Source organism: Micromonospora sp. GCM10011541 (assembly GCF_042650725.1).
Lineage (GTDB): Bacteria > Actinomycetota > Actinomycetes > Mycobacteriales > Micromonosporaceae > Micromonospora > Micromonospora sicca.
In genome coordinates, this window is the sequence record NZ_JBHSBP010000074.1 from 1 (window position 1) to 25,003 (window position 25,003).

At 72.9% G+C, this 25,003-nt stretch carries 33 protein-coding genes; 15 read left to right on the forward strand and 18 right to left on the reverse strand.

Going from position 1 to position 25,003, the window contains the following annotated elements; translation table 11 throughout:
• The first annotated feature begins 308 nt into the window (after window positions 1-308).
• A complete protein-coding gene (locus ACFOYX_RS28285; RefSeq protein WP_322439710.1) occupies window positions 309-542 on the forward strand; it encodes a hypothetical protein in 234 nt (77 codons plus the stop codon).
• Window positions 543-574: 32 nt separating this feature from the next.
• On the opposite strand, the gene ACFOYX_RS28290 is transcribed toward ACFOYX_RS28285, so the two are convergent.
• Complete coding sequence (locus ACFOYX_RS28290) at window positions 575-757, reverse strand: hypothetical protein (RefSeq protein WP_109804223.1); 183 nt, start codon at window positions 755-757, stop codon at window positions 575-577.
• A 33-nt stretch (window positions 758-790) separates the two neighbouring features.
• On the opposite strand from ACFOYX_RS28290, the gene ACFOYX_RS28295 reads away from it, so the two are divergent.
• Window positions 791-940: a hypothetical protein gene (locus tag ACFOYX_RS28295; RefSeq protein ID WP_322439711.1), complete on the forward strand. Its 150-nt coding sequence runs from the start codon at window positions 791-793 to the stop codon at window positions 938-940.
• An 82-nt stretch (window positions 941-1,022) separates the two neighbouring features.
• Window positions 1,023-1,382, forward strand: a complete 360-nt coding sequence (locus tag ACFOYX_RS28300; protein ID WP_322439712.1) for a hypothetical protein — start codon at window positions 1,023-1,025, stop codon at window positions 1,380-1,382.
• A gap of 15 nt (window positions 1,383-1,397) precedes the next feature.
• Here ACFOYX_RS28300 and ACFOYX_RS28305 read toward each other — a convergent pair whose 3' ends face one another.
• A complete protein-coding gene (locus ACFOYX_RS28305) occupies window positions 1,398-1,880 on the reverse strand; it encodes a DUF2231 domain-containing protein (RefSeq protein WP_322439713.1) in 483 nt (160 codons plus the stop codon).
• Between the two features lie 196 nt (window positions 1,881-2,076).
• On the opposite strand from ACFOYX_RS28305, the gene ACFOYX_RS28310 reads away from it, so the two are divergent.
• Both ACFOYX_RS28310 and ACFOYX_RS28315 read left to right on the forward strand, forming a co-directional pair.
• Window positions 2,077-2,505 (forward strand): Fur family transcriptional regulator, encoded by a 429-nt coding sequence (locus tag ACFOYX_RS28310; RefSeq protein WP_109804219.1) that lies wholly within the window; start codon window positions 2,077-2,079, stop codon window positions 2,503-2,505.
• Between the two features lie 66 nt (window positions 2,506-2,571).
• Window positions 2,572-3,426 carry an oxygenase MpaB family protein gene (locus ACFOYX_RS28315; protein ID WP_322439714.1) on the forward strand — a complete coding sequence of 285 codons (855 nt, stop codon included), beginning with the start codon at window positions 2,572-2,574 and terminating at the stop codon, window positions 3,424-3,426.
• A gap of 108 nt (window positions 3,427-3,534) precedes the next feature.
• Here the strand turns inward: ACFOYX_RS28315 and ACFOYX_RS28320 are convergent, their stop codons facing one another.
• From ACFOYX_RS28320 to ACFOYX_RS28360, 9 genes are all read right to left on the reverse strand, one after another.
• The gene (locus ACFOYX_RS28320; RefSeq protein WP_322439762.1) at window positions 3,535-4,365 is read right to left on the reverse strand and encodes a PD-(D/E)XK nuclease family protein; all 831 of its coding nucleotides are present in this window, start codon (window positions 4,363-4,365) and stop codon (window positions 3,535-3,537) included.
• A 147-nt stretch (window positions 4,366-4,512) separates the two neighbouring features.
• Window positions 4,513-5,127 carry a MarC family protein gene (locus ACFOYX_RS28325; RefSeq protein WP_322439715.1) on the reverse strand — a complete coding sequence of 205 codons (615 nt, stop codon included), beginning with the start codon at window positions 5,125-5,127 and terminating at the stop codon, window positions 4,513-4,515.
• 31 nt (window positions 5,128-5,158) lie between these two features.
• Complete coding sequence (locus ACFOYX_RS28330) at window positions 5,159-6,025, reverse strand: PHP domain-containing protein (RefSeq protein WP_322439716.1); 867 nt, start codon at window positions 6,023-6,025, stop codon at window positions 5,159-5,161.
• 49 nt (window positions 6,026-6,074) lie between these two features.
• Window positions 6,075-7,337 carry a hypothetical protein gene (locus ACFOYX_RS28335; RefSeq protein ID WP_322439717.1) on the reverse strand — a complete coding sequence of 421 codons (1,263 nt, stop codon included), beginning with the start codon at window positions 7,335-7,337 and terminating at the stop codon, window positions 6,075-6,077.
• A complete protein-coding gene (locus ACFOYX_RS28340; protein WP_322439718.1) occupies window positions 7,334-8,053 on the reverse strand; it encodes a SigE family RNA polymerase sigma factor in 720 nt (239 codons plus the stop codon). Before ACFOYX_RS28340 ends, ACFOYX_RS28335 begins: the two co-directional genes overlap by 4 nt.
• Window positions 8,054-8,156: 103 nt before the next feature.
• The gene (locus ACFOYX_RS28345) at window positions 8,157-9,032 is read right to left on the reverse strand and encodes a PH domain-containing protein (RefSeq protein WP_109806020.1); all 876 of its coding nucleotides are present in this window, start codon (window positions 9,030-9,032) and stop codon (window positions 8,157-8,159) included.
• Between the two features lie 6 nt (window positions 9,033-9,038).
• Complete coding sequence (locus ACFOYX_RS28350) at window positions 9,039-9,197, reverse strand: hypothetical protein (RefSeq protein ID WP_007455302.1); 159 nt, start codon at window positions 9,195-9,197, stop codon at window positions 9,039-9,041.
• Between the two features lie 118 nt (window positions 9,198-9,315).
• Window positions 9,316-10,014: a DUF6758 family protein gene (locus tag ACFOYX_RS28355; RefSeq protein ID WP_309233966.1), complete on the reverse strand. Its 699-nt coding sequence runs from the start codon at window positions 10,012-10,014 to the stop codon at window positions 9,316-9,318.
• 118 nt (window positions 10,015-10,132) lie between these two features.
• Entirely contained in the window at window positions 10,133-10,756 is a 624-nt protein-coding gene (locus tag ACFOYX_RS28360) for an RNA methyltransferase (RefSeq protein WP_322439719.1), read from the reverse strand.
• A 169-nt stretch (window positions 10,757-10,925) separates the two neighbouring features.
• On the opposite strand from ACFOYX_RS28360, the gene ACFOYX_RS28365 reads away from it, so the two are divergent.
• Window positions 10,926-11,594 carry a hypothetical protein gene (locus ACFOYX_RS28365; protein WP_322439720.1) on the forward strand — a complete coding sequence of 223 codons (669 nt, stop codon included), beginning with the start codon at window positions 10,926-10,928 and terminating at the stop codon, window positions 11,592-11,594.
• 31 nt (window positions 11,595-11,625) lie between these two features.
• Here the strand turns inward: ACFOYX_RS28365 and ACFOYX_RS28370 are convergent, their stop codons facing one another.
• Together ACFOYX_RS28370 and ACFOYX_RS28375 are read right to left on the reverse strand one after the other, a co-directional pair.
• Window positions 11,626-12,117 carry a hypothetical protein gene (locus ACFOYX_RS28370; protein ID WP_322439721.1) on the reverse strand — a complete coding sequence of 164 codons (492 nt, stop codon included), beginning with the start codon at window positions 12,115-12,117 and terminating at the stop codon, window positions 11,626-11,628.
• 96 nt (window positions 12,118-12,213) lie between these two features.
• Window positions 12,214-12,729 carry a MaoC family dehydratase gene (locus tag ACFOYX_RS28375; RefSeq protein WP_109800684.1) on the reverse strand — a complete coding sequence of 172 codons (516 nt, stop codon included), beginning with the start codon at window positions 12,727-12,729 and terminating at the stop codon, window positions 12,214-12,216.
• 544 nt (window positions 12,730-13,273) lie between these two features.
• Between ACFOYX_RS28375 and trxA the strand changes: the two genes are divergently transcribed.
• From trxA to ACFOYX_RS28390, 3 genes are all read left to right on the forward strand, one after another.
• On the forward strand, window positions 13,274-13,636 hold the full coding sequence (gene trxA, locus ACFOYX_RS28380; protein ID WP_109800685.1) for a thioredoxin: 363 nt from the start codon (window positions 13,274-13,276) through the stop codon (window positions 13,634-13,636).
• Window positions 13,637-13,805: 169 nt separating this feature from the next.
• Window positions 13,806-14,246, forward strand: a complete 441-nt coding sequence (locus ACFOYX_RS28385; RefSeq protein ID WP_322439722.1) for a hypothetical protein — start codon at window positions 13,806-13,808, stop codon at window positions 14,244-14,246.
• Complete coding sequence (locus ACFOYX_RS28390) at window positions 14,243-15,154, forward strand: HTTM domain-containing protein (RefSeq protein WP_322439723.1); 912 nt, start codon at window positions 14,243-14,245, stop codon at window positions 15,152-15,154. Before ACFOYX_RS28385 ends, ACFOYX_RS28390 begins: the two co-directional genes overlap by 4 nt.
• 13 nt (window positions 15,155-15,167) lie before the next feature.
• On the opposite strand, the gene ACFOYX_RS28395 is transcribed toward ACFOYX_RS28390, so the two are convergent.
• A complete protein-coding gene (locus tag ACFOYX_RS28395; protein ID WP_322439724.1) occupies window positions 15,168-15,587 on the reverse strand; it encodes a DUF393 domain-containing protein in 420 nt (139 codons plus the stop codon).
• A gap of 91 nt (window positions 15,588-15,678) precedes the next feature.
• Between ACFOYX_RS28395 and ACFOYX_RS28400 the strand changes: the two genes are divergently transcribed.
• Window positions 15,679-17,745: an intein-containing Rv2578c family radical SAM protein gene (locus ACFOYX_RS28400; RefSeq protein WP_322439725.1), complete on the forward strand. Its 2,067-nt coding sequence runs from the start codon at window positions 15,679-15,681 to the stop codon at window positions 17,743-17,745.
• A gap of 26 nt (window positions 17,746-17,771) precedes the next feature.
• Window positions 17,772-18,179, forward strand: a complete 408-nt coding sequence (locus ACFOYX_RS28405; RefSeq protein ID WP_322439726.1) for a CoA-binding protein — start codon at window positions 17,772-17,774, stop codon at window positions 18,177-18,179.
• A 19-nt stretch (window positions 18,180-18,198) separates the two neighbouring features.
• On the opposite strand, the gene ACFOYX_RS28410 is transcribed toward ACFOYX_RS28405, so the two are convergent.
• Complete coding sequence (locus ACFOYX_RS28410) at window positions 18,199-18,813, reverse strand: TetR family transcriptional regulator C-terminal domain-containing protein (protein WP_322439727.1); 615 nt, start codon at window positions 18,811-18,813, stop codon at window positions 18,199-18,201.
• Between the two features lie 94 nt (window positions 18,814-18,907).
• On the opposite strand from ACFOYX_RS28410, the gene ACFOYX_RS28415 reads away from it, so the two are divergent.
• Window positions 18,908-19,564, forward strand: a complete 657-nt coding sequence (locus ACFOYX_RS28415) for a PH domain-containing protein (protein ID WP_322439728.1) — start codon at window positions 18,908-18,910, stop codon at window positions 19,562-19,564.
• A 44-nt stretch (window positions 19,565-19,608) separates the two neighbouring features.
• On the opposite strand, the gene ACFOYX_RS28420 is transcribed toward ACFOYX_RS28415, so the two are convergent.
• Window positions 19,609-20,805 carry an acyl-CoA dehydrogenase family protein gene (locus ACFOYX_RS28420; protein WP_322439729.1) on the reverse strand — a complete coding sequence of 399 codons (1,197 nt, stop codon included), beginning with the start codon at window positions 20,803-20,805 and terminating at the stop codon, window positions 19,609-19,611.
• 180 nt (window positions 20,806-20,985) lie between these two features.
• Between ACFOYX_RS28420 and ACFOYX_RS28425 the strand changes: the two genes are divergently transcribed.
• Window positions 20,986-21,414 (forward strand): DUF4190 domain-containing protein, encoded by a 429-nt coding sequence (locus ACFOYX_RS28425; RefSeq protein WP_322439730.1) that lies wholly within the window; start codon window positions 20,986-20,988, stop codon window positions 21,412-21,414.
• A 7-nt stretch (window positions 21,415-21,421) separates the two neighbouring features.
• Here ACFOYX_RS28425 and ACFOYX_RS28430 read toward each other — a convergent pair whose 3' ends face one another.
• Window positions 21,422-22,312, reverse strand: a complete 891-nt coding sequence (locus tag ACFOYX_RS28430) for an SDR family NAD(P)-dependent oxidoreductase (protein WP_322439731.1) — start codon at window positions 22,310-22,312, stop codon at window positions 21,422-21,424.
• Window positions 22,313-22,434: 122 nt separating this feature from the next.
• Between ACFOYX_RS28430 and ACFOYX_RS28435 the strand changes: the two genes are divergently transcribed.
• Window positions 22,435-22,947, forward strand: coding sequence for a DUF4190 domain-containing protein (locus tag ACFOYX_RS28435; protein ID WP_322439732.1), 513 nt, complete (start codon window positions 22,435-22,437; stop codon window positions 22,945-22,947).
• A gap of 66 nt (window positions 22,948-23,013) precedes the next feature.
• On the opposite strand, the gene ACFOYX_RS28440 is transcribed toward ACFOYX_RS28435, so the two are convergent.
• On the reverse strand, window positions 23,014-23,970 hold the full coding sequence (locus ACFOYX_RS28440) for a CoA ester lyase (protein ID WP_322439734.1): 957 nt from the start codon (window positions 23,968-23,970) through the stop codon (window positions 23,014-23,016).
• A gap of 128 nt (window positions 23,971-24,098) precedes the next feature.
• Between ACFOYX_RS28440 and ACFOYX_RS28445 the strand changes: the two genes are divergently transcribed.
• Window positions 24,099-24,923, forward strand: a complete 825-nt coding sequence (locus tag ACFOYX_RS28445) for an SDR family NAD(P)-dependent oxidoreductase (protein WP_322439736.1) — start codon at window positions 24,099-24,101, stop codon at window positions 24,921-24,923.
• Window positions 24,924-25,003 lie beyond the last annotated feature (80 nt).

Genomic DNA, 25,003 nt, shown 5'->3' on the forward strand with positions numbered 1-25,003 from the left:
CGTCAACCCGGCACCGCCACGGCGGGCAACACCGGGACCGTCCCACCGCAAGGTAGGACATCCAATCATGAGCACACCCATGCATCATGAGAGGAAACGGATCACTGCGTCCGGTGCGGCGCGGCGGGGGGGCTGCCCCGGAGCGGGACGCTGCTCGGGGTGACTCTCGTGGCGATACTGCTCGTCTTGGCCGCCGCCGTATTGCGGACGCCGTCCGGCTGCCCACCCGGGGTGGGCCCGGCCGCGCCCGGCCCGGGTCACGCGGGGCGGACTGCCGCTTCCCATGGCGCGGTGGGGTATCGATCCGGTTGGCCCTGCCGGCCGCCCTCGCGGTGCTCCGCCCGGGCGCCCGGGTGGACCTGCTGGTCGTACCGGCCGGCGGGGCCGTCCTCCTCGCCGCCCGGGCGCTGGTGATCGACCTGGTGGGCGCGGAGGCGGCCGACGGTTCGTCCGCGCTCTACCTGGCCCTCCGGCCCGAGCAGGCCCAGCGCGCCGTTGGCCTGCCCGAAGGGAGCCGGTTCGCCGTGGTCGTCCGGGGCTGAACCCGGGACGGGTCGATCAGTGCCGGTGCGGATCAGTCCCAGTGCGGCGGGCGCTCGGCGAGCAGCCAGTCGTCGTTGCCGCCGGACCGCTCGCCCCAGCCACGGTCGGTGTCGTCCGCGGTCTGCTCGGGCAGGACCACGAAGTCGTCGCTGAGATCGACCGTACGGTCGTCGTCGCCGCGCGCGCCCGGCACGCCGGGGTCCTCGGTGCTCACGAGCGGCAAGGATACCGCCGTCCGGCGGACGACATGCGGCGTCCGAGCGGCGGAGGGGGTGGCCGGCAGCGGCACATCACCGCCGACCACGTCACCGTCGGCCACCAGGGCCGCCGCGTCGGTCGCGAGCGGGTGTCGGACGGCCACCCCGCCGGCCCGGAGATCGCCGGCCGCGTCGGGTAGCGGACCGGTATGTGCCCGCCGGGAGGACCGCCCCGCCGCGTCGGGCGGCCGGCCTGCCGGGTCGTTGGTAGCGTCGGACGGCGTGACGACGCCGAGCGGAGCCAGCCCCCGGGACGAGTTCTGGCGGCGCCCGCCGGACCAGCCCCCGACCGACGGGACCAGCCAGCCGACCGCGGACGTGGGTGCCGGTGGACCCACGGCCGGCCCGGGCGGCGGGCCGGGTGGGTACGCCGGCCCGCCACCGACCGTGCCGCCGCCGCCCGGCTGGCGACCGCCGGTGCACGTGCAGGTACCCCCGCCGCGACAACTCCCGCCGCAGGACATGGCCGGCATCGACGGCGCGGAGCAGCAGGCCCAGCGGCTCACCTACGGCATCGGCGCGGTGGCCGCCGTGGTGGTGGTCCTCCTGGTCTGCCTGCTCTGCTCCCGGGTGATCTTCTGAGCGTGCGGGCCCGGGTCAGACGATGTTGCTCCACACCATCTTGGCGCCGCTGTCCCCGGTGAGATAGACGTACACCAGCGCGAACACCGCGAGGACGGCGACCACCCCGGTGAGCACCCAGGCGAGCCACGAGGGCAACCCGCGCACCCGTTCGAGTCCGCTGGTCAGGAGCAGCAGCACCAGGGCCGCCACGGCCAGGCCGACGGTGAGCCAGAGCAGAGTGTCGCCGTACTCGGAATGCTCGCGGATCTTCTGCAGGCCCTCCGGCGGGTAGCCCCGGCCCCTGAGCACCTCCTCCAGCTCCTCGCCGGACTGGGTGGCCACGAAGGTGACGATCGGGGTCAGCACCGCGAGTACGGCCACCGCCCAGCCGAAGCGGGACCGCCAGCCGGGCAGCACCCCGTACGCGACGGAGAGCAACGCCAGCAGCGGCACCAGCGCCACGACGGCGTGGATGACCAGGACGTGACCTGGCAGACCATTGACTTCCCTGAACACCGACACCTCCGGCAAGTGGACGGGCACCGCGGGCGATCAGCCTACGACGCTGTGACGGTCGTCGCTGTTCGTCACTCCGGTACACGCAGGGGTCGGGGTCGAGGTTCACCGAAACCACTCCACCGGTCGCTGTGTCCCGGGCCACCCAGGTCCCGGCTCCCTTGTCGCCCCGGTGAGCCCGTGCTGTCATTACGTCATGTCCAGTGGTGAGGAGCTGCTCCGGTCGAGGGGCCTGCGGGTGACCCGACCCCGCCTCGCCGTGCTGGACGTGCTCGCCGCCGGCGGCCACCTGGAGGTCGACGAGATCACCCGCCGGGTCCGCGAGCGGCTGGACTCGGTCTCCACCCAGGCGGTCTACGACGTGCTCGGCGCGCTCTCCCGGGCCGGGCTGTCCCGCCGGATCGAGCCGGCCGGCAGTCCCGCCCGGTACGAGGCCCGGGTCGGGGACAACCACCACCACGTGGTGTGCCGGGGCTGCGGCGAGATCGCCGACGTCGACTGCGCGACCGGCAGCGCACCGTGCCTCGACCCGATCACCGCCCACGGCTTCGAGGTGGACGAGGCGGAAGTGACCTTCTGGGGGCTCTGCCCCACCTGCCAGGCCCGCCGCTCCGCCGACGACTGACTCGTCCGGCCCGCCGGCCGGGTGCAGGCCCGGACAGGGCGGGCCGGTACGTGGCACTCTTGGTCGGTGGACTCCGATGATCTCGGCCTCTTCGGTCCCGGATCGGTCACGTGGAAGGTGCACGAGGAGCCGATCCTGATCGTCGCCGGCCTGCGTTCGCTCTACCTGCAGGCGCTGCACCCGCGGGCGATGGCGGGGGTGGCGCAGAACAGCAGCTACCAGACCGACGCCTGGGGTCGCCTGGTCCGCACCGCCGGCTACGTGGCGACCACCATCTACGGCACCACCGCCGAAGCGGAGGCGGCCGGCCGACGGCTGCGTACGCTGCACGCCCGGCTGCGGGCCCGCGACCCGTTCACCGGCGAGGAGTTCCGGATCGACGACCCGGAACTGCTGCGCTGGGTGCACGTCACCGAGGTCGAGTCCTTCGTCAGCACGGCCCGCCGGGCCGGCCTGGCCCTGACCGACGACGAGGTCGACGGCTACTACACCGAGCAGCGCCGCGCGGCGGCCCTGGTCGGGCTGGACCCGGCGGACGTGCCCAGCACCGCCGCCGAGGTGGACGACTACTACCGGCGGATCCGCAGGGACCTGCGAATGACGCGGGAGGCGGCCGAGACGGCCCTGTTCCTGACCGTCCCGCCGATCCCCTGGAAGCTCAACCTGCCCGTCAAGCTCGGCCTGCACCTCGGTCCGCCCAGGTGGGCGTACCTAGGGATCGCCGGCACGGCGCTGGGGCTGCTCCCGGCCTGGGCGCGCCGGCTGTACGGCGGTCTGGGGCTGCCCACCACCGCGCTCTCGGCGGACCTGAGCGTCCGGGCGCTCCGGCTCGCACTGGCGGCGCTCCCGCGGCGCTACCGGGAGGGGCCGTTGCAGCAGGCCGCCAAGGAACGCGCCGCCCGCCTGACCCCCGCCGCCTGACGCCGGGCGCCCAGGGTGCGACGCGAGTTGCCGCAACTGGGCCCGTCCGGCCGCCTGGAGAACCTGGTTGCCGCATCCCACGTCCACCGGTCGCCGGAGTGGGCGACGTCAGTCCTGGTCGGGGGCCCGCTCCACGGCCGCCCATGGGTCCTTGCCCGGCGTCTGGGCCCCGGTCGGGCAGGTGCGGCGGTAGTCGCACCAGCCGCAGCGCGGCCCGGGGGTGGTGGGGAAGGCCTCGTCCGGGTCGGCGCCCTCGGCGACCGCCCGCTCGGCGGCCAAGATGTCCCGGGCCGTCTCTTCGGCCCGGGTGACCTGGCGGGCCAGCGACTCGGCAGTGTGGTCGTGCGCGGCGACCGTGCCGGTGGGCAGGTGGTGCAGCTCGACCCGGCGGCAGGGCCGGCGGAACACCCGCTCGGCCGCGTACGCGTAGAGGGCGAGGGCCTGCGAGCCGCGGGCGTCGTCGGCGTCCAGGCCGGTGCGGCCGGTCTTGTAGTCGACGATGACCAGCTCCGGGCCGTCCGCGCCGGGTCGGGAGTCGATCCGGTCGGCGCGGCCGTTGAAGGCCAGCACCCCGGTCTTGACCGCCACCACCCGCTCCACGCCGATCGGCTCGTCCCCGGGATCCAGGCCGGCGACGTACGACTCCAGCCAGGCCAGCGCCCGGCGGTAGGCGTCCCGCTCCTGCTCGTCGTCGCGGTAGCCCTCCCGCACCCAGGTGCCGCGGAGCAGGGTGGCCAGGGCCTCCGGCCGGCGCCGCTCCGGGGCGAGCGCGTACCAGTTCTTCAGGGCGGTGTGCACGCTGGCGCCGAGCGAGTTGTGCGCCCACGGCGGACCCTTCGGCGGCGCCGGACGGTCGACATAGGAGTAGCGGTAGCGGCGCGGGCAGTCGGCGTACGCCCCGAGCTTGCTGGGGGTGCAGACGAAGAGCCGCTCCGGCATGCCCTCGAAGCCGAGCTGCTCGGCCTGTTCGGCGCGGGGTCGGGGGGCCCGGCCGCCGGTGCCCGGTCGTCCGGTCGGTGAGGGTCGTCGCACGCCTGAGATCCTGCCACCCCGGTACGACACCCGGGCGGGCGGCGGGCCCGGCGGTCAGCTCATGGTGAGGTAGTGGGTCACGAAGGCGGCGATCGCGTCGGCGATGAGCTGCACCGCGATGGCGGCCAGCAGCAGGCCGGCGATCCGGGTCAGCACCTCGATCCCGCCGGGCCGGAGGATCTTGACGATCACGCCGGAGAAGCGCAGCACGACCCAGACCGCCACCATGACCGCGACGATCGCGGCGGCGATCGCGGTGTAGTCGCCCAGGGCGCCGGCGCGCTGGACGAAGAGCATGGTGGCGACGATGGCACCCGGCCCCGCCAGCAGCGGGGTGCCCAGCGGCACCAGGGCGATGTTGGAGGTCACCTGCTGGCTCGGGTCGTCCGCCTTGCCGGTGAGCAGCTCCAGGGCGACCAGGATCAGCAGCAGCCCGCCGGCGGCCTGCAACGCCGGCAGGTCGACGTGCAGGTAGGCCAGGAGCGTCTGCCCGGCCACCGCGAAGATCACGATCACCCCGAGCGCCAGCGCCACGGCCTGCCAGGCCGCGCGGTTCCGGTCCCGGGCGGGCAGCGGCCCGGTCAGCGCGAGGAAGATCGGCATCATGCCCGGCGGGTCGACGATCACCAACAGGGTCACGAAGACCTCGCCGAAGAGCTTGAGATCCACCCGGACACGGTAGCCGCGGCGTCCAGGCGGTTCAGCCTGAAGCGACCGGGGTCACCCCGCTGGCCGTGGCGACGATCCGCTCGTACGCCCCGGGGTCGGTGGTGTGCGCGCCGAGCCGGACCGTCTTGTGTGTGCCGTGGAAGTCCGACGACCCGGTGATCAGCAGCCCCAGCTCGGCGGCGAGCCCCCGGACGTGGGCGCGCTCGGCCGGCGAGTGGTCCTCGTGGTCGGCCTCCAAGCCGGCCAGCCCGGCCGCCGCCAGCGCCACGATCAGCTCGTCCGGCACGATCCGCCCGCGGCGGGTGGCCCGGGGGTGGGCGAAGACCGGTACCCCGCCGGCCGCCCGGACCAGCGCCACCGCCCGGAAGACGTCGATGTCCTCCTTGGGCAGTCGGTACCGCTCCCCCAGCCAGTCCGGCCCGAACGCCTCGGAGGTGGTCGCCACCAGCCCGGCCCGGATCAGCGCCTGGGCGATGTGCGGCCGGCCGACCGTCCCACCGGCCGCGCCGGCCAGGATCTCCCGCCAGCTCACCTCGATGCCGTCGGCCTGCAGCAGCCGTACGATCCGCTCACCGCGCAGCTCCCGGGCCAGCCGCACCCGGGCCAGCTCGGCGACGAGCTCCGGCTCGGTCGGATCGAAGAGGTACGCGAGCAGGTGCAGCGGGATCGCCGGCTCGACGCCGAACCAGCGGCAGGAGAGTTCCGCGCCGCGGATCAGGGTGAGCCCCGGCGGCAGCGCGCGTACCGCGGCCTCCCAGCCGGCGGTGGTGTCGTGGTCGGTGAGGGCCACGACGTCGAGCCCGGCGTCGGCGGCGGCCCGGACCAGCTCGGCGGGGCTGAGCGTGCCGTCGCTGGCGGTGGAGTGGGTGTGCAGGTCGATCCTGGGCGCCGCGGTCATCCGCCGACGCTACCGGTCCCGGCCGGCCCCCGCCGGGCGCCCCGGAGGGTCAGGAGGTGGTGTCGCTGACCAGGACGGGCCGTTCGCCGGGGGTGACGCCGCCGACCGACGCCGCGCCGGGGCGCTCGCCGGCCAGCACCCGCTCGACCCGTACCCGGACGAGCCCGCCGGCGCCGTCGACGTGCAGCGCGGTCCCGGTCGGCGTCCAGGCCACCACGTCGGTCACCGCCGGCCCGGCGGACCGGGCCGACACCGTCGAGCCGAGCGTGTCCAGGTCGACCAGGAGCGCATCCTTCCCGGCCCCGTTCACCAGCAGCCACCGCCCGTCGGCCGACACCCCGCCCCGGCCGTCGGTGCCCAGCTCCGGACCGCAGCCGGTGCGTACCGGAGCCAGGCCGCGGGCCGGATCGAGCAGGGCCAGGCAGGGCCGTCGGGGCGTACCGGCGGAGACCTGGCCGACCACCCGGCCGTCGGGCAGCACGCCGTAGACGTTCAGCAAGCTCCGCTCGGCGGCGGCCGGCAGCGCGCCGGCCAACCGGCGCCAGACGGTGAAACCGCCCTGCCCGGGCTGCCGGACCAGGACCGCGTCACCGACGAAGCCGACCGGCACCGCGCCGTCCGGGGCCGGCGTGCCGGTGGTCGCGAAGAGTTGGCCGCCGACCAGGGCGGCGGCGAGCAGTTCCCGGCCGTCGCGCCAGGCGAGCTGCCGTCCGTCCGGGGCCAGCGCGATCGCGTCCGCGCCGGCCAGCAGCACCTGCGGCGCGCTGCCGTTGGGCGGCACCCACCAGAGGGTACGACCGGCGGCGGTGGCCACCGAGGTGACCAGCCAGCCGCCGTGGTCGGCGACCCGCTGCGCCCGGTCTACCGGGCCCACATCGGTCAGCTCACGCCGCTCGCCACCGCTGCCCTCGAGCCAGGACCCGATGATCAGGTCCAGCTCGGCCCGGACCGGCCCCTTCGGCGACGGCGTGGACGGTGACGCGGTCGGCAGCGGCGCCGGGGTGCGCGGATCGCCGAGCACCACGATCGGGCTGCCCTGGTGGCCGGGCCGGTCGCCGAACTGGGCCGTGCCGGTGGTGACCAGCACCGTGGCCGCCCCGGCCAGGGCGAGACCGGCCAGCGCGCGTCGGCGTACCGTCCGGTTCGCCCGGCGGATGGCCAGCGCGGCCGGGTCGGCGGCGAGCGGGCCCGGCGCGGCGACCCGACGGGCGAACGTCTCCCGCAGCGCCCGCTCCAGCTCGTCCTGCGTCACGGCGAATGGACGCTCCGGACCCTCGGTCTGGTTGTCGCAGGGGTTCGGTGTCCGCCTCATCGGGTCTCCACCGGGACGGTGGCGGGCCGCACGGCGGCCGGACGGCCGGCCAGGGCGGCCGGCCGGACCGCGGGCGGGAGCGGGCCCGCCGCGCGGGCCGGGGCCGTCGTGGGGGCCGGGGCCGCCGTGGGGGGCGGGGCCGTCGCCGGTCGCGGGCGCTCGGGGGTACGCGGCACCGGCCGGGCGGGCGGCGTGGCGTCCTCCGCCGGCAGGCCGAGAGCGGCCTGGGAGCCGAGCCGGCGGCGCAGGGTGGACAGCGCCCGCGAGGTCTGGCTCTTGACGGTGCCCGGCGAGATCTCCAGCAGGGCGGCGGTCTGCGCCTCGGACATGTCCTCGTAGAAGCGGAGCACCAGCACGGCCCGCTGCCGGGCGGGCAGCGCGCTCAGGTGCCGCCACAGCGCGTCCCGGTCGAGCTGCTGCTCGATCTCGTCGACGCCGGCCCGCTCGGGCAGCACGTCGGTGGGGCGTTCACCGTGCCAGCGCCGCCGCCACCAGCTCGTGGAGGTGTTGACCAGGACCCGCCGGGCGTACGGCTCGATGGCCTCGATCCCGCCGAGCCGCTTCCAGGCCAGGTAGGTCTTGGTCAGCGCGGTCTGGAGCAGGTCCTCGGCGGTCGCCCAGTCCCCGGCGAGCAGGTATGCGGTGCGCAGCAGGGCACCGGAGCGGGCCGCGACGAACTCGCGGAACTCCTCCTCCAGCGGGTCCCTGCTCGCCACCGCTCACCTCCGCGCCCCGTCTTTCATGGCAGGCTGCCACGGCCGGCAGGGTCGGGTCGACGGCAAATGGTGCGCAGTTCCTCCGATGTTCGGACGAAAAGTTTCACGCCCCGTCGTCGGCCTTGGCCTCGTCCGCCTCCTTGCCCAACCGCGCCTCGACCGCCTGCGGCTCGTACATCTCCTCGACCACACGCAGGTAGAGCTCGTTCGGGTTGGGCAGATTCTTGATCTCGCGGAGGGCCTGCTCCTGACCGGCGGACTCCAGCACGAAGGTGCCGTAGTTGAGCGCCCGGCCGGTCGGCGTCTGCTCGTACTTCATGTCGGTGACCCGGACCAGGGGCATCATCGCGACCCGCCGGGTGATGATGCCGTTGACCACCATCACCCGCTTGTTGGTGAGGATGAAGCGGTCGTACCACCAGTCGGCGACCCGCCAGGCGACCCAGCCCATCACCGCGAACCAGAGCAGCACCGCGACGGTGGTCAACGCGCCGACGTCCCGCCCGGCGAGGAAGCCGGAGAGGTAGCCGAGCACGAACGTGGCCGCGATGCCGACGATGATCGGTGTGGAGAGGTGGATCCAGTGCCGCTTCCACTCGCCCCGGTAGCGCTCGGTGGGGAAGAGGTAGCGGGCCACCAGCGAACTGGGCTCGTCCTCCAGGGGCAGCACCCGGCGGGGGGCCGTGCCGGCCGCGTCCGCGCGCAGCCCGGCCAGCTCGTCCTCGGAGATCTGCGGCGGCTGGTAACCGGCCTCCGGGTCCCGGATCCAGGCCCGGCCGGAGCGGCCCTCGCCGGCGTAGCCCGGCCCGGCGCCGTAGCCGACGTCGTCCGAAAGGGAGGGACCGTCGCCGAGGCCCGGACCGGCGCCGTAGCCGGGGCCGTCGTCGGGATCGATCCGGGGGATCGGCTCGGTGTCGCGCTCCCGGCGCTCCCGGTCGGGATCGTCGGGGTCGAAGGGCGGACCGGAGGGGCTTCCCATCGGCGGCTAGGCGACGAGGCTGGTGAAGAAGTCGCCGAAGCCCTGAGCGATGTCCATGATGCCGCCGCCGAGGGACTTGAAGACGTCGGCGGCGGAGTTCGGCCGGTAGGCAACGAAGAAGATCAAGAATGCGATGCCGGCCCAGGTGAGGACCTTCTTGACCATAGCGGGCCATCCTCTCGCGCGGAGCCGGGTCCGTTTACCGCAGCGGCACCCAGAGTATCAGTATGGTGTCGTACAGTGAATATCTGCGTCCGTACTCCGACTCACCCGGACCGGCCGGTCAGGCCGCTCCGTGCAGGTACGGAGTTGGTGCGCCGTACACGAGTTCGGGCGGAGTCCACTCGGCGAGGTCGTGCAGCACGACTTGTTCGGCGAGGAGGTGACCCGCACTCGCCGGCCAGGCTATCGCATGCAGCCACATTCCCCGAGCCTCGCCGGCGTACGCGCTTCGGTCGGTCGGCGAATTGACCAGCCACAGTGGAGTGGGATGGCCACCCACCCGGATCTTGGCGTGCGGTACGCGTTCGGCGTGACCAGGGCCGGGGTCGGTGAGCGCCGCCGCCAGTTCGGGACCCGGGTCCGGCCCCGGCACGCCGGCGAACCGGGTGCCCAGGCCGACGCCCGGTTCCTCGGCCACGAAGAGCAGGTCGGCCGGTCCACCGTCGAGCGGGGCCGGACCGGCGCAGGCCACCGCCGTGGCCCGTACGCCGTTCCGCTCGTCCCCGGCCCAGGCCACCCCGGTGAGCGTCCATCCGGGTGGGAGCGGCCAGGGGCACCAGAGCGGTACGCCCGGCCGGTCGGGCGGGTCGGCGGCCGACGTCACCTGCTCGACCACACTCGCCATGATCTCGGCGCCGATGTGCTCGGGCACGTGCAGCGGGGACACCGGCCCGCACCGCAGGCAGCGTGACTCACCGTGCATCAGGTCCGGCTCCCGGATCGGGCCCGCACATCTCGGACAACTCACCGCGACACTCACACCCCCACCGTCACCCCGCGCGGGCGGCCCGTCAAGCGGAGCGGACGGACGGCCGGGGGATTCAGTCCGACGGCGGAGCGGGCGGGCCGGCCGGGGGATCCGGCGCGGTGGGCCGGGGTCAGTCCGGCGGCGGTCCGGCGTGCGACCGGATCCAGGCGTGCATGGCGATGCCGCTGGCCACCCCGGCGTTGATCGAGCGGGTCGAGCCGTACTGGGCGATGGAGAAGAGCTGGTCGCAGGCGGACCGGGCGGCGTCCGAGAGGCCCGGGCCCTCCTGGCCGAAGAGGAGGACGCAGCGGCGCGGCAGGGTGGTGGTCTCCAGCGGCTTCGAGCCCGGCAGGTTGTCGATGCCGACCACCGGCAGCCGCTCGGCCGCCGCCCAGGCGACGAACTCCTCGATCGTCGGGTGGTGCCGGACGTGCTGGTAGCGGTCGGTCACCATGGCGCCCCGCCGGTTCCACCGCCGCCGGCCGACGATGTGCACCTCGGCGGCGAGGAAGGCGTTGGCGTTGCGCACCACCGTGCCGATGTTGAAGTCGTGCTGCCAGTTCTCGATGGCCACGTGGAAGTCGTGCCGACGCCGGTCCAGGTCGGCCACCACGGCCTCCCGCCGCCAGTACCGGTAGCGGTCCACCACGTTGCGCCGGTCGCCCTCGGCGAGCAGCTCGGGGTCGTACCGCGGGTCGTCCGGCAGGTCGCCGGGCCACGGCCCCACACCCACGTCCAGCTGGTCACCGGTCACGGTTTCCAGAGGGTACGGCCCCTGCCGGCCGGCGCCGGCACGAGGGTTCCGGGTCGGCCGGGACGCGCCCGTGGCGTACCGGCCCGCCGGTGGTCCGGTGTCCGGCACCGAATGGGGCGTCCGGGCGGCCGGTGGGCGCATAGGCTCCGACGACGGACGGAGGTGCGGGATGAGCGCACGGGTACGACGGGGCGCCATGGCGGTCCTGCTCGCGGGCCTGGCGACGGCGGGCTGCGGCCCGGCCACCGGCGCGGCCGGGCCGGCTGGTGGAACGACGACCGCGACAGTCGACCCGTCGCCGGAAGTGGCCGCCCCCGACGCCGGCGTGAGTTCCGGCCCGTGGCCGAATCCCAGCGCCCGGCCGGTCGACCGGGTGCTGCGCACCGGCATCCGGATCGGCGCCGACGAGCTGATGCTCAGCCCCTCCACCGATCACATCGTCGACATCGCCTGGTTCGACACCGGCACCGGCCGCCACCACCGACTGCCCGAGGACGAGAACTTCCGTTCGGCCCTCGGCAACGGGGACACCCTGCCGTTCTTCGAGGTGCGCGAGCGGCCCGCCCCGGACGGTCGGCTGATCACCTACGGGTTCGCCTCGGCCCCGGTGGCGCGGGCGACCATCGCGCAGCCGGGCTACCCGACCACCACGCTCAGCGTGGCGCCCTGGGGCGGCGATGCCACTGCGGCCCTGTTCTGGGCCGCCCGGGAGGGCCGGTCCCTGGCCGCGGACGTGCCCGCCGGGCAGCGCGCGATCTGCGCCCTGTACGACAGGGCGGGCAGGGAGCTCGCCCGGCTGGTGCTCGCCGAGGCGCGGGGCGTGCAGAAGGGCGGCTGACCGACCGGGAACGGCCGTGGCCGTCGCGGCCTCAGCGCAACCCCAGGGCACCGCCGAGCCGGTCGAGGAACCGCCGGTCGGCCGGGCTCGACTCGCCGGCGGCGGCCCGGCAGACCCGCGCCGCGACCGATTCCACCCACTGCCGGTACGCCGCCGAGTCGGCCGGGTCGGCGCGGCGGTCGAGCACGCGTACCGCGGCCCGGCAGGCGGCCAGCAGGTCGACCACGTCGGTGAGCCGCTCGCCGGCGGTGGAGGTTTCGTCGTGGCGGGCGTAGATCGCGGCCACCACGGCCCGGACCAGATCGCTGTCGAAGGCCCGGCCGGCGGCCACGGCGTCCAGACCGGCGAGCCCGGCGGTGACCCCCCGGGGCGGACGCCCGGCGCCCGGCGAGGCGGCGGCGACGAGGACCCGGCCCGGCAGGCCGGTCAACAGGTCCCACTCCGCCGCGGAGTAGACGGCGGTGGTCAGCGGTGCGGCACGACGTCCGGCAGAGGGCGGCTCTCCGGCGAGGGAGTGGCTCATGGGGACCTCCGGCGTCAGCATATGCCCCGGACAGACCGAGGGACTCCTTGCCCACCGGAACACGGTGGGCAAGGGGCCCCTGGGGTCGTACGGGGGTCAGCGCGGCTCGGGGAAGCTCGGCCGTTCCGGGTCGACGCCCTCCGGCACGGCGGCGGCCGCGTACTCCTTCTTGGGGACCATGACCTTGCGGCGGAAGACGCAGACCAGGGTGCCGTCCTGGTTGTAGCCGCGGGTCTCCACCGCGACCACGCCCCGGTCGGGCTTGGAGGAGGACTCCCGCTTGTCCAGCACGGTCGTCTCGCCGTAGATGGTGTCCCCGTGGAAGGTGGGGGCGACGTGCCGCAGCGACTCGATCTCCAGGTTGGCGATCGCCTTGCCGCTGACGTCCGGCACGGACATGCCGAGGAGCAGCGAGTAGATGTAGTTGCCGACCACCACGTTGCGCTTGAACTGGCTCGCCGTCTCGGCGTAGTGCGCGTCCATGTGCAGCGGATGGTGGTTCATGGTGAGCAGGCAGAAGAGGTGGTCGTCGTACTCGGTGACCGTCTTGCCCGGCCAGTGCCGGTAGACCGCGCCGACCTCGAACTCCTCGTAGTAGCGGCCGAACTGCATCCTTGTCCCCTTCGACGGGCGGCGATGGAGTTCGGCACAGCATGCCTTACCGCTTGTTAAGGCGAAGACGGGGGCGCGGGTGGCGAGGAAATGTCACACCGGCCACATCCGGGGGGAGACGCAATGAGCGGCGGGGCCCTCCCCGGCACCCGCCGCCCACGCTCTGATGCGACAGATTCTGCCGTACGGCGATGCCGGTCGGACAGAGACGGACGTCACATTTATCCTTTTGTGACACTACTCTGGGTTACCGACGCCGTTCGTGGGAGCGATCTCCGCACACCGAATCGCTCCATGTCAAGCCCCAAGTTACCGATTCGTAGCGCTCAATCCAGTGGATCTCCTTGGAAGCGCTCCCATTACGGCTCGTCACGCAAATGCTCGGTGCACTTGCGTTCCGCACAGCGGCGCAGACAGATGGCATTCGATAGTTCCCTCCGTCACCGATCCACTGCTGAGAGTTTCGCCACGCCCTGGCCGGGAATTCAACGGCACCCGCCCTGGTTCCAGTGGACGTAGTAATCCGCGCTGATCGGAGAGTGCAATGGCAACGGTTGAGCTGACCACGGCCAACTTCGACGAGGTGACCGAGAGCGACGGCACCGTGCTGCTCGACTTCTGGGCCGACTGGTGCGGCCCGTGCAAGCGGTTCGCCCCCGTCTACGAGCGCTCCTCGGAGAAGCACCCGGACATCACCTTCGGCAAGGTCGACACCGAGGCGCAGCAGGAACTGGCCGCCAAGTTCAACATCCGCTCGATCCCGACGATCATGGCGATCAAGGACGGCGTGATCGTCTTCAACCAGCCGGGCGCCCTGCCGGAGTCCGCGCTGGAGAACCTGATCGAGCAGGTTGAGCAGCTCGACATGGACGAGGTCCGCAAGCAGATGGCCGAGCACAAGCACTGATCCACCACTACTCCGGCGCCGGCCGGGTCCCGCTCGGGGCCCGGCCGGCGCCGTTTCCGCAGCCTGCGCTGCCGCTCTCCGGCCTCTCCGAAACGGCGACACGGTCAGCGATGAGTGGACGACGGAAGGACATCTTCCGGGTGCCCCGATCCCGTATCGTCCCCAACCGATGGAGACCTTGACCTCCCGCGGGCGCGCGGTCCGGCTGGGCGTGACCGCGCTCGGGCTGGCGCTGCTCCTCGTCGGCACCGTCCGGGGCACCGACGACGACTTCCCGTTCGGGCCGTTCCGGATGTACTCCACCTCGGACCCGCCGGACGCCCCCGCCCCGGACACCCGGGTGGAGGGTGTCGACCGCACCGGCGCGGTGGTCGAGCTGGGACAGGACGCCACCGGCATCCGCCGCGCCGAGATCGAGGGACAACAGGGCCGGTACGCCGCCGACCCGACCCTGCTGCGTCAGGTCGCCGACGCGTACACCGAACGCCACCCCGACGCGCCCGCGCTCGTCGAGGTGCGGATCGTGATCCGCTGGTACGGCATCCGGGACGGCCGCCCGACCGGCCGGTGGACCGACGAGACCGCCGTCCGCTGGCAGGCCGACCGATGAGCGGCTGGCTGACCGAGGCGGTCCCCCGCGGCCGGGTGGCCGCCTTCCGCACCCTGGTCTACCTCTTCGTCGCCGCGGACCTGGTCGTCTTCACCCCCTGGGTACGCACCCGGGTCGACGTGCCCGGCGAGCTGTACCACCCGCTGCTGATCGGCCGGCTGCTCCCGCTGCCCACCCCCACCCCGGCGCTGGTCGGCGCGATCTTCTGGGCGCTGCTGGTGCTGGCCCTGCTCGCCGCGACCGGGCGGGCGCCCCGGCTGCTCGGCTGGACGGTCTTCGCGCTCTACTTCGAGTGGATGATCGTCGCGATGAGCTACGGCAAGGTCGACCACGACCGGGTCGGGCTGCTCGTCGCGCTGGCCGCGTTGCCCACCGCCGGCCGGGCCCGGCACGGCGACCCCACCCGCACCGAGGCCGGCGGCTGGGCGCTGCGGGTCACCCAGATCGCGGTGACCTGCACGTACTTCCTGGCGGCCTGGTCCAAGTTCCGCTTCGGCGGGCTGGACTGGGCGACCGGCTCGGTGCTGGCGCGCGCGATCATCCGGCGCGGCACCGACCTGGCGGACCTGATCGCCCAGGTGCCGCACCTGCTGATCGTGGCCCAGTTCGGCATCCTCGCCTTCGAACTGCTCAGCCCGGTGGTGTTCCTGCTGCCCGAACGGTGGCGGCTGGCGACGGTGGGCTTCTTCTACTCGTTCCACCTGGCGACCGTCGCGACCATCACCATCTCGTTCGCCCCGCACCTGGTGGCGATGACCAGCTTCCTGCCGCTGGAGAAGGTCCGCCCGGTGGTGTGGGCGCGCCGTGTCCTCGCCCGGCGGGGCGAGCCGGCGACCCCGGCCGACGATGCCTCCCCGCCGAGCGCCCTGACCGGCCCGGAGCCGGCGGTCGGACCGGCCACGCCATAGCGCCGCCCGTCGGTCAGGAGCCGGCGGTGGGCCGGCCGCTCGGGCCGTAGAGGCGTTCGCGAGCCTCCTGAGGCAGCGAACAGGCCGCGGTGCCGCCGGGCAGCCGGTGCCGGTTGCGGGCCACCCAGCGGTACGCCGGCCACGCGGCGGCCCGCACCGGCGGGAGGCGCAGGCCGGTCCCGGCGAACCGCCAGAGCGGTCCACTGTCGCCCAGCAGCTTGGCGATGGCGTCCGGGCCCGACGCGCGGGAGCCGTCGGCGCCGATCCACTGCACCGCCTCCTCGCACTCGGCCTCCGTCAGGCCGAGCGTGGCGAGGTCCGCGAACTGCCACGGCAGCACGCGGGCGCCGGTCGGGATCCGGCGCTCGATGAACTCGGCGCAGCGACTGCAGAAGGCGCAGTCGCCGTCGTAGACGAAGGTCGACGTCTCCATGCCCCCATCCTCCACCCGCCCGGCGCGCGTCGGGCACCGGTGTCCGGCGAGTCACTTGCACATCGTTCGTACGCGTGTTCGAATAGGGTCCATGCGCTGGGAGAACCTCTCCGCTCCCCCGGACGAGGGGATTCCCGACGGGGCAGCGCCAGCGGCTCCACCCCTGCCGCTGGCGCTCCCCGGCGCGATCGCCCGCACGTTCGACACCCCGGGCTTCGCCGGGATGACCTTCTACGAGGTGCGGGCAAAGTCGATCATCAACCGGGTGCCCGGGGAGTCCCGCGTCCCGTTCGAGTGGACGATCAACCCGTACCGGGGCTGCAGTCACGCGTGTGTGTACTGCTTGGCCGGCGACACCCCCGTCCTGATGGCGGACGGGCGCACGAAACCGATCAGCGAGTTGGAGCCGGGCGACCGGATCTACGGGACCGAGCGCCGGGGCGCCTACCGCCGCTACGTCGTCACCGCCGTCCTCGACAAGTGGTCGACGGTGAAGCCGGCCTACCGGGTCACCCTGGAGGACGGCACGACCCTGGTGGCGAGCGGCGACCACCGCTTCCTCTCCGACCGGGGTTGGAAGTACGTGACCGGCACCATGGCCGGCGCCGGACAGCGCCCCTACCTGACGACCAGTAACCGGCTGATCGGCACCGGCCGCTTCGCCGCCGGCCCCAAGGACTCGACCGACTACCGGCGGGGCTACCTCTGCGGCATGGTCCGGGGCGACGCTCACCTCGGCAGCTGTTCATATCCGTCCGGAAAGGTGCACCGGTTCCGGTTGGCCCTGGCCGACGACGAGGCGCTGAGCCGGACGAGGCGTTTCCTCTCCGAGGCAGGGGTCGAAACGCACCGCTTCTCCTTCATGCCGGTCAGCGCCACCAGACTTGCGATCACCGCCATCCGCACCTCGAAGCAACGCGACATCGAGGCGATCACCGAGCTGATCCGCTGGCCAGAGGAGCCGACCGACGACTGGCGACTCGGCTTCCTGGCCGGCATCTTCGACGCCGAGGGCAGTTGCAGCAGGGGCATCTTCCGGATCAGCAACGGCGCCGACGACATCCTCGGCCACACTGCGGACGCCCTTCGTCATTTCGGGTTCACCTCGGTGCTCGAGGACCCCGGACTGCCCAACCGGGTGCGCCGGATCCGGCTGACCGGTGGTCTGCCGGAAAGGCTGCGCTTCTTCCATCTGACCGATCCGGCGATCACCCGCAAACGGTCGATCGAGGGCGCGGCACTCGAGGGCCAGGCAGCCCTGCGGGTGGTGAGCATCGAGTCGCTCGGGCTGGAGCTTCCGCTGTGGGACATCACCACGGGCACCGGCGACTTCATCGCCAACGGCGTGGTCAGCCACAACTGCTTCGCCCGCAACACCCACACCTATCTGGATCTGGATGCCGGGGCGGACTTCGACCGGAAGGTGATCGTCAAGGTCAACGCCGGTGAGCTGGTCCGGCGCGAGCTGGCCGCCCCGCGCTGGCGCGGCGCGCACGTCGCGATGGGCACCAACGTGGACTGCTACCAGCGGGCCGAGGGGCGTTACCGGCTGATGCCGCCGATCATCGAGGCGCTGCGCGACTTCGCCAACCCGTTCTCGATCCTGACCAAGGGCACGCTGATCCTGCGGGATCTGCCGCTGCTGCGTCAGGCCGCCGAGGTCACCCGGGTCGGCCTCTCCTTCTCGGTGGGCTTCGTCGACGAGGAGCTGTGGCGCGCGGTCGAGCCGGGCACCCCGAGCCCACGGCGAAGGCTGGACGCCGTCCGCCAGCTCACCGACGCCGGGTTCGAGGTGGGGGTGCTGATGGCACCGATCCTGCCCGGGCTCAGCGACGACGACGAGTCGATCGAGGCGACCGTGTCGGCGGTCGCCACCGCCGGGGCGACCAGCGTGACGCCGCTCGCCCTGCACCTGCGCCCCGGCGCCCGCGAGTGGTACGCGCACTGGCTGGCCCGCCAGTTCCCGCACCTGGTCCCCCGCTACCGCCAGCTCTACCGGGCGGGCGCGTACGCGCCGCAGGCGTACCAGCGGGAACTGACCGCGCGGGTGCGGATCGCGGCCCGCCGGCACGGGTTGCACCGGGCCGAGGTCGGCGACAACCGACGGCTGCCCGAGCCCGCCCCGCAGACGCCGTCCGAGCAACTCACCCTGCTCTGAGGGCGGCCCGGGGCTACAGTCGCGGGGTGCGTACCGCTCAGCAGATCCTCGCCGACTCCGCCGTGATCGCCGTCGTGGGCGCGTCCCGCGACCCGGGCAAGGCCGCGCACAGCGTGCCGTTGCAGATGCAGCGGTACGGCTGGCGGATCATCCCGGTGAACCCGACGGTGGACGAGCTCTTCGGCGAGAAGGCGTACCCGTCGCTGGCCGACATCCCGCACCCCGTCGACCTGGTCGACGTGTTCCGGCCCGCCCGGGACGCGGTCGACGTGGTGCGGCAGGCGGTGGCGATCGGCGTCCCGGCGGTGTGGTTGCAGCTGGGGATCGTGTCGGCCGAGGCGCGGCGGATCGCCGAGGAGGCCGGCATCGACTACGTCGAGGACCGGTGCCTCATCGTGGAACGGGCCGCCGGCGGGCTGACCCGGCTCGGCTGAACCTGTCGGCCGGCGCCGGTCACTCTCCCGGCTCGTCGGGGCCGAAGACGAGGTCCAGTTGGGCGTCGAGGGCGGTGAGCGCCGTCTCCGGTGAATAGTGTCCGCCGAGCACGTACACCCCCAGCCCTTCCATGATCGCCAGCAGCCCGGCCGCGGCGCGTTCCGGGTCGATGCGCCGGTCGGCCGTCCCGGTCTCCTGGGCGAGGCGGATCTGCCCGGCGACGAAGGCGAGCAGGCCGGCGGTCTCCTGGTGCAGCGCGGCGGCGACGGTCGGGCGGACGGCCGTGTAGGCCAGGAACGCCAGTGCCACCCGCCCGTCCGCCCGACGGGACTCGTCGAGCGGCAGCAGCTCGACCAGCATGGTCCGCAGCAGCGTACGCGGGGAGGGGGCGTCGCCGAGCGCGCCGACCGCCCGGGTCACCCGCGCCTCGGAGCGTTCGTGGACCACCGACAGCGCGAAGGTCATCATCTCGTCCTTGGTGCGGAAGTAGTGCTGCACCATCCCGGAGGAGACGCCGGCCTCGGTCGCCACGTGCCGCAGGCTGACCGCTTCCAGCCCGTGCTCGGCGGCCACCCGCATCAGCGCGTCGGCGATCAGTTCGCGGCGCTCCCGATGGTCGACCCGTTTCGGCATGCCCTCATGCTTTCACAATACGACTGCATTGACATACTGCGGCTCGCCGGTTACGTTGCAACTGCAATGTAAAAGACCTGAAGGCGAGGTGACCGTGCGAAAGCAGAGTCTTCCCGTCGCGTTGCTGCGTCGCGCGGTCGTGTACGAGGTGGCCATGTGGCGCAGCCTCGGCCGGTGGCTGCTGCGCCGGCCCGTCGGGCTCGCGCCGGGAGCCGAGACGTTCAGCTACCTCGGAGTGGTGAAGCCGATTCTCGGTGTCTTCATCGGGCTCTCCGCGATCGAAATCCCGATCTTCGACCTGATCATCCGGCACACCGTGCCGTGGCCATCGGTGCGGCACACCGCGCTGGCGCTCGGCATCTGGGGTCTGCTCTGGATGATCGGCCTCTACGCCAGCCTGCGGATCCACCCGCACGTCGCCGACGCCGCCGGCCTGCGCGTCCGCAACGGCTTCTCGGTGGAATTTCTGGTGCCCTGGACGGCCGTCGCCCGGGTCGACGCCCGGTACCGCTCGCTGCCCTCCAGCCGGGCCATCCAGGTCGAGCACGACGACGGGGCGACGATCCTGAACATGGGCGCCGCCAGCCAGACCAGCGTCGACCTCGTGCTGCGCGAACCGCTCTCGGTCCCGCTGCCCAAGGGGCCGAGCGAGCCGGTCACCGAGATCCGGCTCTACGCCGACGAGCCGCAGGCGCTGGTCGCCCTGGCCCGCCGACACCTGACGGTCTCGCTTCCCCGCTCGGACAGCTAGGGGCGGCCGGCCACCCGCCAGGCGGCGGGTGACCGGCGCACCGGTCAGAGCTTGTACTCCTTGAGCAGCCCACGGGAGATGATCGTCTTCTGGATCTCCGAGGTGCCCTCGCCGATGAGCAGGAACGGGGCCTCCCGCATCAGCCGCTCGATCTCGTACTCCTTGGAGTAGCCGTAGCCGCCGTGGATGCGGAAGGCCTCCTGGACGACCTCGGCGCAGTACTCGGAGGCGAGCAGCTTCGCCATGCCGGCCTCGACGTCGTTGCGCTGGCCGGCGTCCTTGAGCCGGGCCGCGTTGACCATGAGCGAGTGCGCGGCCTCGATCTTGGTGCCCATCTCGGCGAGCTTGAACGCGATGGCCTGGTGCCTGGCGAGCGGCTGGCCGAAGGTCCGGCGCTGCTGGGCGTACGCGACGGCCAGCTCGAAGGCCCGGATGGAGATGCCGCAGGCGCGGGCGGCCACGTTGACCCGGCCGACCTCGATGCCGTCCATCATCTGGTAGAAACCGCGGCCGACCTTCTCCTCGCCACCGAGGACGGCGGAGGCCGGGACGATGACCCCGTCGAGCACCATCTCGGTGGTCTCGACGCCCTTGTAGCCCATCTTGTCGATCTTGCCGGGGATGGTCAGGCCGGGGGCGGTCTCGCCGAAGCCGGGCTCCTTCTCCAGCAGGAAGGTGCTCATGTTGCCGTAGACGGAGTCCGCGCCGGTGTCGGTCTTGACCAGGGTGGCCACCACCGAGGAGTACGCCCCGTTGGTCAGCCACATCTTCTGGCCGTTGAGCACGTAGTTGTCGCCCTCACGGACCGCCTTCGACTTGATCGCCGAGACGTCGGAGCCGCACTCCGGCTCTGACATCGAGAAGGCCCCGCGCACCTCGCCGGTGGCCATCCTCGGCAGCAGCCGGGCCTTCTGCTCGGCCGAGCCGTGCTGGGAGATCAGGTACGCCACGATGAAGTGGGTGTTGACGATGCCGGAGATCGACATCCAGCCCCGGGACAGCTCCTCGACCACCAGGGCGTACGTGAGCAGGGACTCGCCGAGCCCGCCGTACTCCTCGTCGATGGTGAGGCCGAAGAGCCCCATCTCGCGCATCCCGTCGAGGATGTCGGTGGGGTACTCGTCGGCGTGCTCCAGCCGCTGGGCGTGCGGAATGATCTCCTTGTCGGCGAACTCCCGGACGGTTTCCAGGATCGACCGCTGCACATCGGTCAGGCCGGGCGTCTGGGCGAGTCGGGCCATCTCAGCCTCCGGGGGATCGGCGCATTACTCGTGGGTAACTGAACGCTGGGTCAGTATCGGTCCCGCGACCGGCGAGGCCAAGGTGACCAGTCCACACAACCGCTGTGAAAAGGTTCACCGCTGCGGGTAGCGTCCGCAAGAGAGAAGGCCGTTGAGCTGCGACGGAGGGGGCGAGCGAGGGTGACCCAACCACCACCCGGGGAGCCGGACCAGCCGCCGTCGCCGTACGAGCCGCCGTCCTACGGCCAGCCGCCGCACCACGACCCGTACGGGCAGCAGCCGCAGTGGGGACAGCAGCCGCCGTACGCGCCGCAGCCGCCGTACGGCCAGTACGGCCCGCCGCCCGGCGGGGGCGGTGGCGGTGGTGGCGGTGGCACCAACGTGATGGCGGTGCTGTCGCTGGTCTTCGCCTTCGTCTTCGCCCCGGCCGGGATCGTCCTCGGCCACCTGGCCAAGCGGCAGATCCGGCAGACCGGCGAGGAGGGCGCCCAGCTCGCCACCTGGGGCCTGGTGCTGAGTTACGTGTTCACCGCGATCGGGCTGCTGGCCTGCTGCGGCTGGATCGCCATCGCCATCTGGGCGAACTCCGACAGCGGCACCTCCTACTGACCCGACGTCAGCGGAACTCCGCCTCGCGGACGCTGTTGCCGCCGTCCACCACCAGCATCTGCCCGGTGATGTACGAGGCGGCCGGCGAGCAGAGGAAGGCGATCGCCGCGGCCACCTCGTCCGGCGTGCCCGGACGGCCGACCGGGGTGCCGAGCCCCTGCTTGATCTCGGCCATGGTGGACGCCGCCGTGTAGATGGTGCCGGGAGCGACCGCGTTGACGGTCACCCCGTCGGCGATCATCTCCATCGCCAGGGCCCGGGTCAGCCCCACCACGCCCGCCTTCGCCGCCGCGTACGCGGCCTCGGTCGGCAACGCGTTGACCGCGCCGGCGGTCGCCGCCAGGTTGACGATCCGACCCCAGCCGCGCTCGGCCATCCCGCTGATGAACGCCCGGCTGCACAGGAACGCCGTGGTCAGGTTCCGGTCGATCTCGCCGCGCCACTCGTCGTAGCTGAGCTGGACCACCGGCCGCAGCACCTCCGGGCTGGCCCGGCTGGCCAGGCCGGCGTTGTTGACCAGGACCTCGACGTCGCCGAGCTGCTCGGCCACCGCGTCGGCGAGCGCGCCCACCTCCGCCTCGTCGGTCAGGTCGGCCACGAAGCCGGTCACGCCCAGCTCGCCGGCCCGCTCGTGGATCCGCCGGGTGGTGGAGACGATCGCGACCCGGGCCCCCAGGTCGGCCAGCCGGCGGGCGGTGGCGTAGCCGATGCCGTCCGGACTGCCGGCCCCGGTGACCAGGGCGACCCGGCCGTCGAGGCGCATGGTGACCGGCTCGGCGAGCGGCGCCGGCTGGTCCTGGTCGGCGGAGCCCGCCGGGGCGGTGCCGCGGCTGCGCCGGGCCAGGCCCGGACGGCTCACGTCCCGTCTCGGTCGGCCACCACGCGCGTCATGTGCCATGCCGCGATCCTGCCCGCTGTGGACCTTCCCGGCAACGCGGCACCCGGAAAGGGGGTGCACCGTTTTGCACGCGCGTGGCTACCCTGACGGCGCGCACCCGCATCCAACGGAGATGAAGCCTGATGAGCTATCCCCCGCCGTCCGGTGGTTGGCACGACCCGTCGGTCCCCGGCCAGCAGTCCACGCCACCCGCCGATCCGACCCTTGCGATGGGCGGCCAGATCCCCACCCAGCCGACCTCCGCCGACCCGTACGCCCCGACCAACCCGTACGCCGGAATGCCGGGCGGGCAGTCGACGGCCGACCCGTACGCGGCGGCCGGCTACCCGCCGCCGGGCTACCCGGGGTACGGCTACCCGGCCGCGGCGAAGACCAACACCCTGGCCATCGTGGCGCTGGTGCTCTCGCTGGTCGGCTTCGCCTCCTGCATCACCGCGCCGATCGGCGCGATCCTCGGTCACGTGGCCCGCAAGCAGATCCGCGAGACCGGCGAACAGGGCGAGGGGATGGCCAAGGCAGCCATCATCGTCGGCTGGATCCTCACCGTCCTGCTGGCGCTGCTGATCGCCTTCTACGTCGTGATCATCGTGCTGGCGATCGCCAACGGCGACACGAGCGGCAGCAGCACCTTCTGACGACGGAAGGGCCGTCCCGGTCGACCGGGACGGCCCTCCGCCGCGCCGCACGGGGGCGACCCCCGCTCACTCCGAGGGCGGAGTGAAGCTCGAGGTACGGGTCATCCCCGCCGCACGACCCTTGGCGGCGATCACCAGGGCCATCTTGCGGGACGCCTCGTCGATCATCTCGTCGCCGAGCATCACCGCGCCGAGCTTGCCGCCCGCCTCCGAGGTGTAGTGCTCGTACGCGTCGAGGATCAACTCCGCGTGGTCATAGTCGGCCTGGGCCGGGGAGTAGACCTCGTTGGCCGCGTCGATCTGGCCCGGGTGCAGCACCCACTTGCCGTCGAAGCCGAGCGCCGCCGAGCGCTTGGCCACCTCGCGGAACGCGTCGACGTCCCGGATCTGCAGGAACGGGCCGTCGATGGCCTGCTTGTCGTGCATCCGAGCGGCCATCAGGATCCGCATCAGGATGTAGTGGTACGGGTCGCCCGGGTAGTCCGGGATCAGCGCGCCGACCACCAGCGACTTCATGTTGATCGACGCCATGAAGTCGGCCGGCCCGAAGATGATGGTCTCCACCCGCGGGGAGGCCGCCGCGATGGCGTCGACGTTGACCAGGCCGGCCGCGTTCTCGATCTGCGCCTCGATGCCGATCCGGCCCACCTCCAGGCCGAGCGTCTTCTCGATCTGGGTCAGCGTCAGGTCCAGCCACTGCACCTGGGCGGCGTTCTGCACCTTGGGCAGCATGATGCAGTCCAGGTTCGCGCCGGCGCCCTCGACCACCTCGATCACGTCCCGGTAGGTCCACGGCGTGGTCAGGTCGTTCACCCGGACCACCCGGGTCTTGCCGGCCCAGTCACCCTCGTTCAGGGCGGCGACGATGTTCTTCCGGGCGTCCGGCTTGGCCAGCGGGGCGACCGCGTCCTCCAGGTCCAGGAAGACCTGGTCGGCCGGCAGGCCCTGGGCCTTGCCGAGCATCTTGACGCTGGAACCGGGTACCGCGAGGCAGGACCGGCGGGGGCGACCGACAGCGGCCATGGATGCGCTCCTTCCAGCGTCCGGCGGGCACGCCGACGCCAACTGAATGAAAGGCCGAGAACTTAACGATCCCAAAGGGCGTGGTGACGTCACGGTAACCTCGTGCCGTGACCGGGGTGAATGGACCTGTGGAAGATCTCACTGACCGTCGGACCGTGGTGGTGACGGGCGCCAGCTCCGGCATCGGGCTGGCGGCCGCCGTCGACCTGGCGCGCCGGGGCGACCGGGTGGTGCTGGTCGGCCGGGACCCGGCCCGCCTCCAGTCGGCCGGGGACCGGGTCCGCGAGTACGCCGGCGAGCGCCCGGAACTGTTCCGCGCGGACTTCGCCGTCCTCGACGACGTCCGCCGGCTCGCCGAGCGACTGCGGGAGTCGTACGACCGGATCGACGTGCTGGCCAACAACGCCGGCGCCATCGTGCTCCAGCCGGTGACCACGGTCGACGGTTTCGAACTGAGCATGCAGGCCAACCATCTGGCCCCGTTCCTGCTCAGCAACCTGCTCGCCGACCGGATCGGGCGGATGGTGGTCACCGCCTCCGGCGCGCACCGCAGCGGGGCGCTCGACCCCGACGACCTCAACGCCGCGCTGCGCCGCTACCGGCCGATGCGGGCGTACGGGACCAGCAAGCAGGCGAACATCCTGTTCACCGCCGAGGCGGCGCGGCGCTGGCCGGACGTGCCGGCGTACTCGTTCCACCCCGGGGTGGTGCGGACCAGGTTCGGCAACGAGAGCCGGCTGGTCGGGCTGGGCATGCGGCTGCTGCCGTTCCGCAGTCCGGAGAAGGGCGCGGAGACGCTGGTCTGGCTGGCCGACCAGGACCCGTCCCGGCTGATCGACGGCGGCTACTACCACGACCGGCGACCGCGCCGGCCGCTCCCCAAGGCGGCCGACCCCCGGCTCGCCGCCCGGCTCTGGACGGCCAGCGCCATGGCCGTCGGCATCGACGGCTGACGGGTTTTCCGGTGTCGCAGCGGTCCGTCCCGCTGGGACACTCCGCCGCATGACGACGGGAGACCCCACCGGCGCGCGGC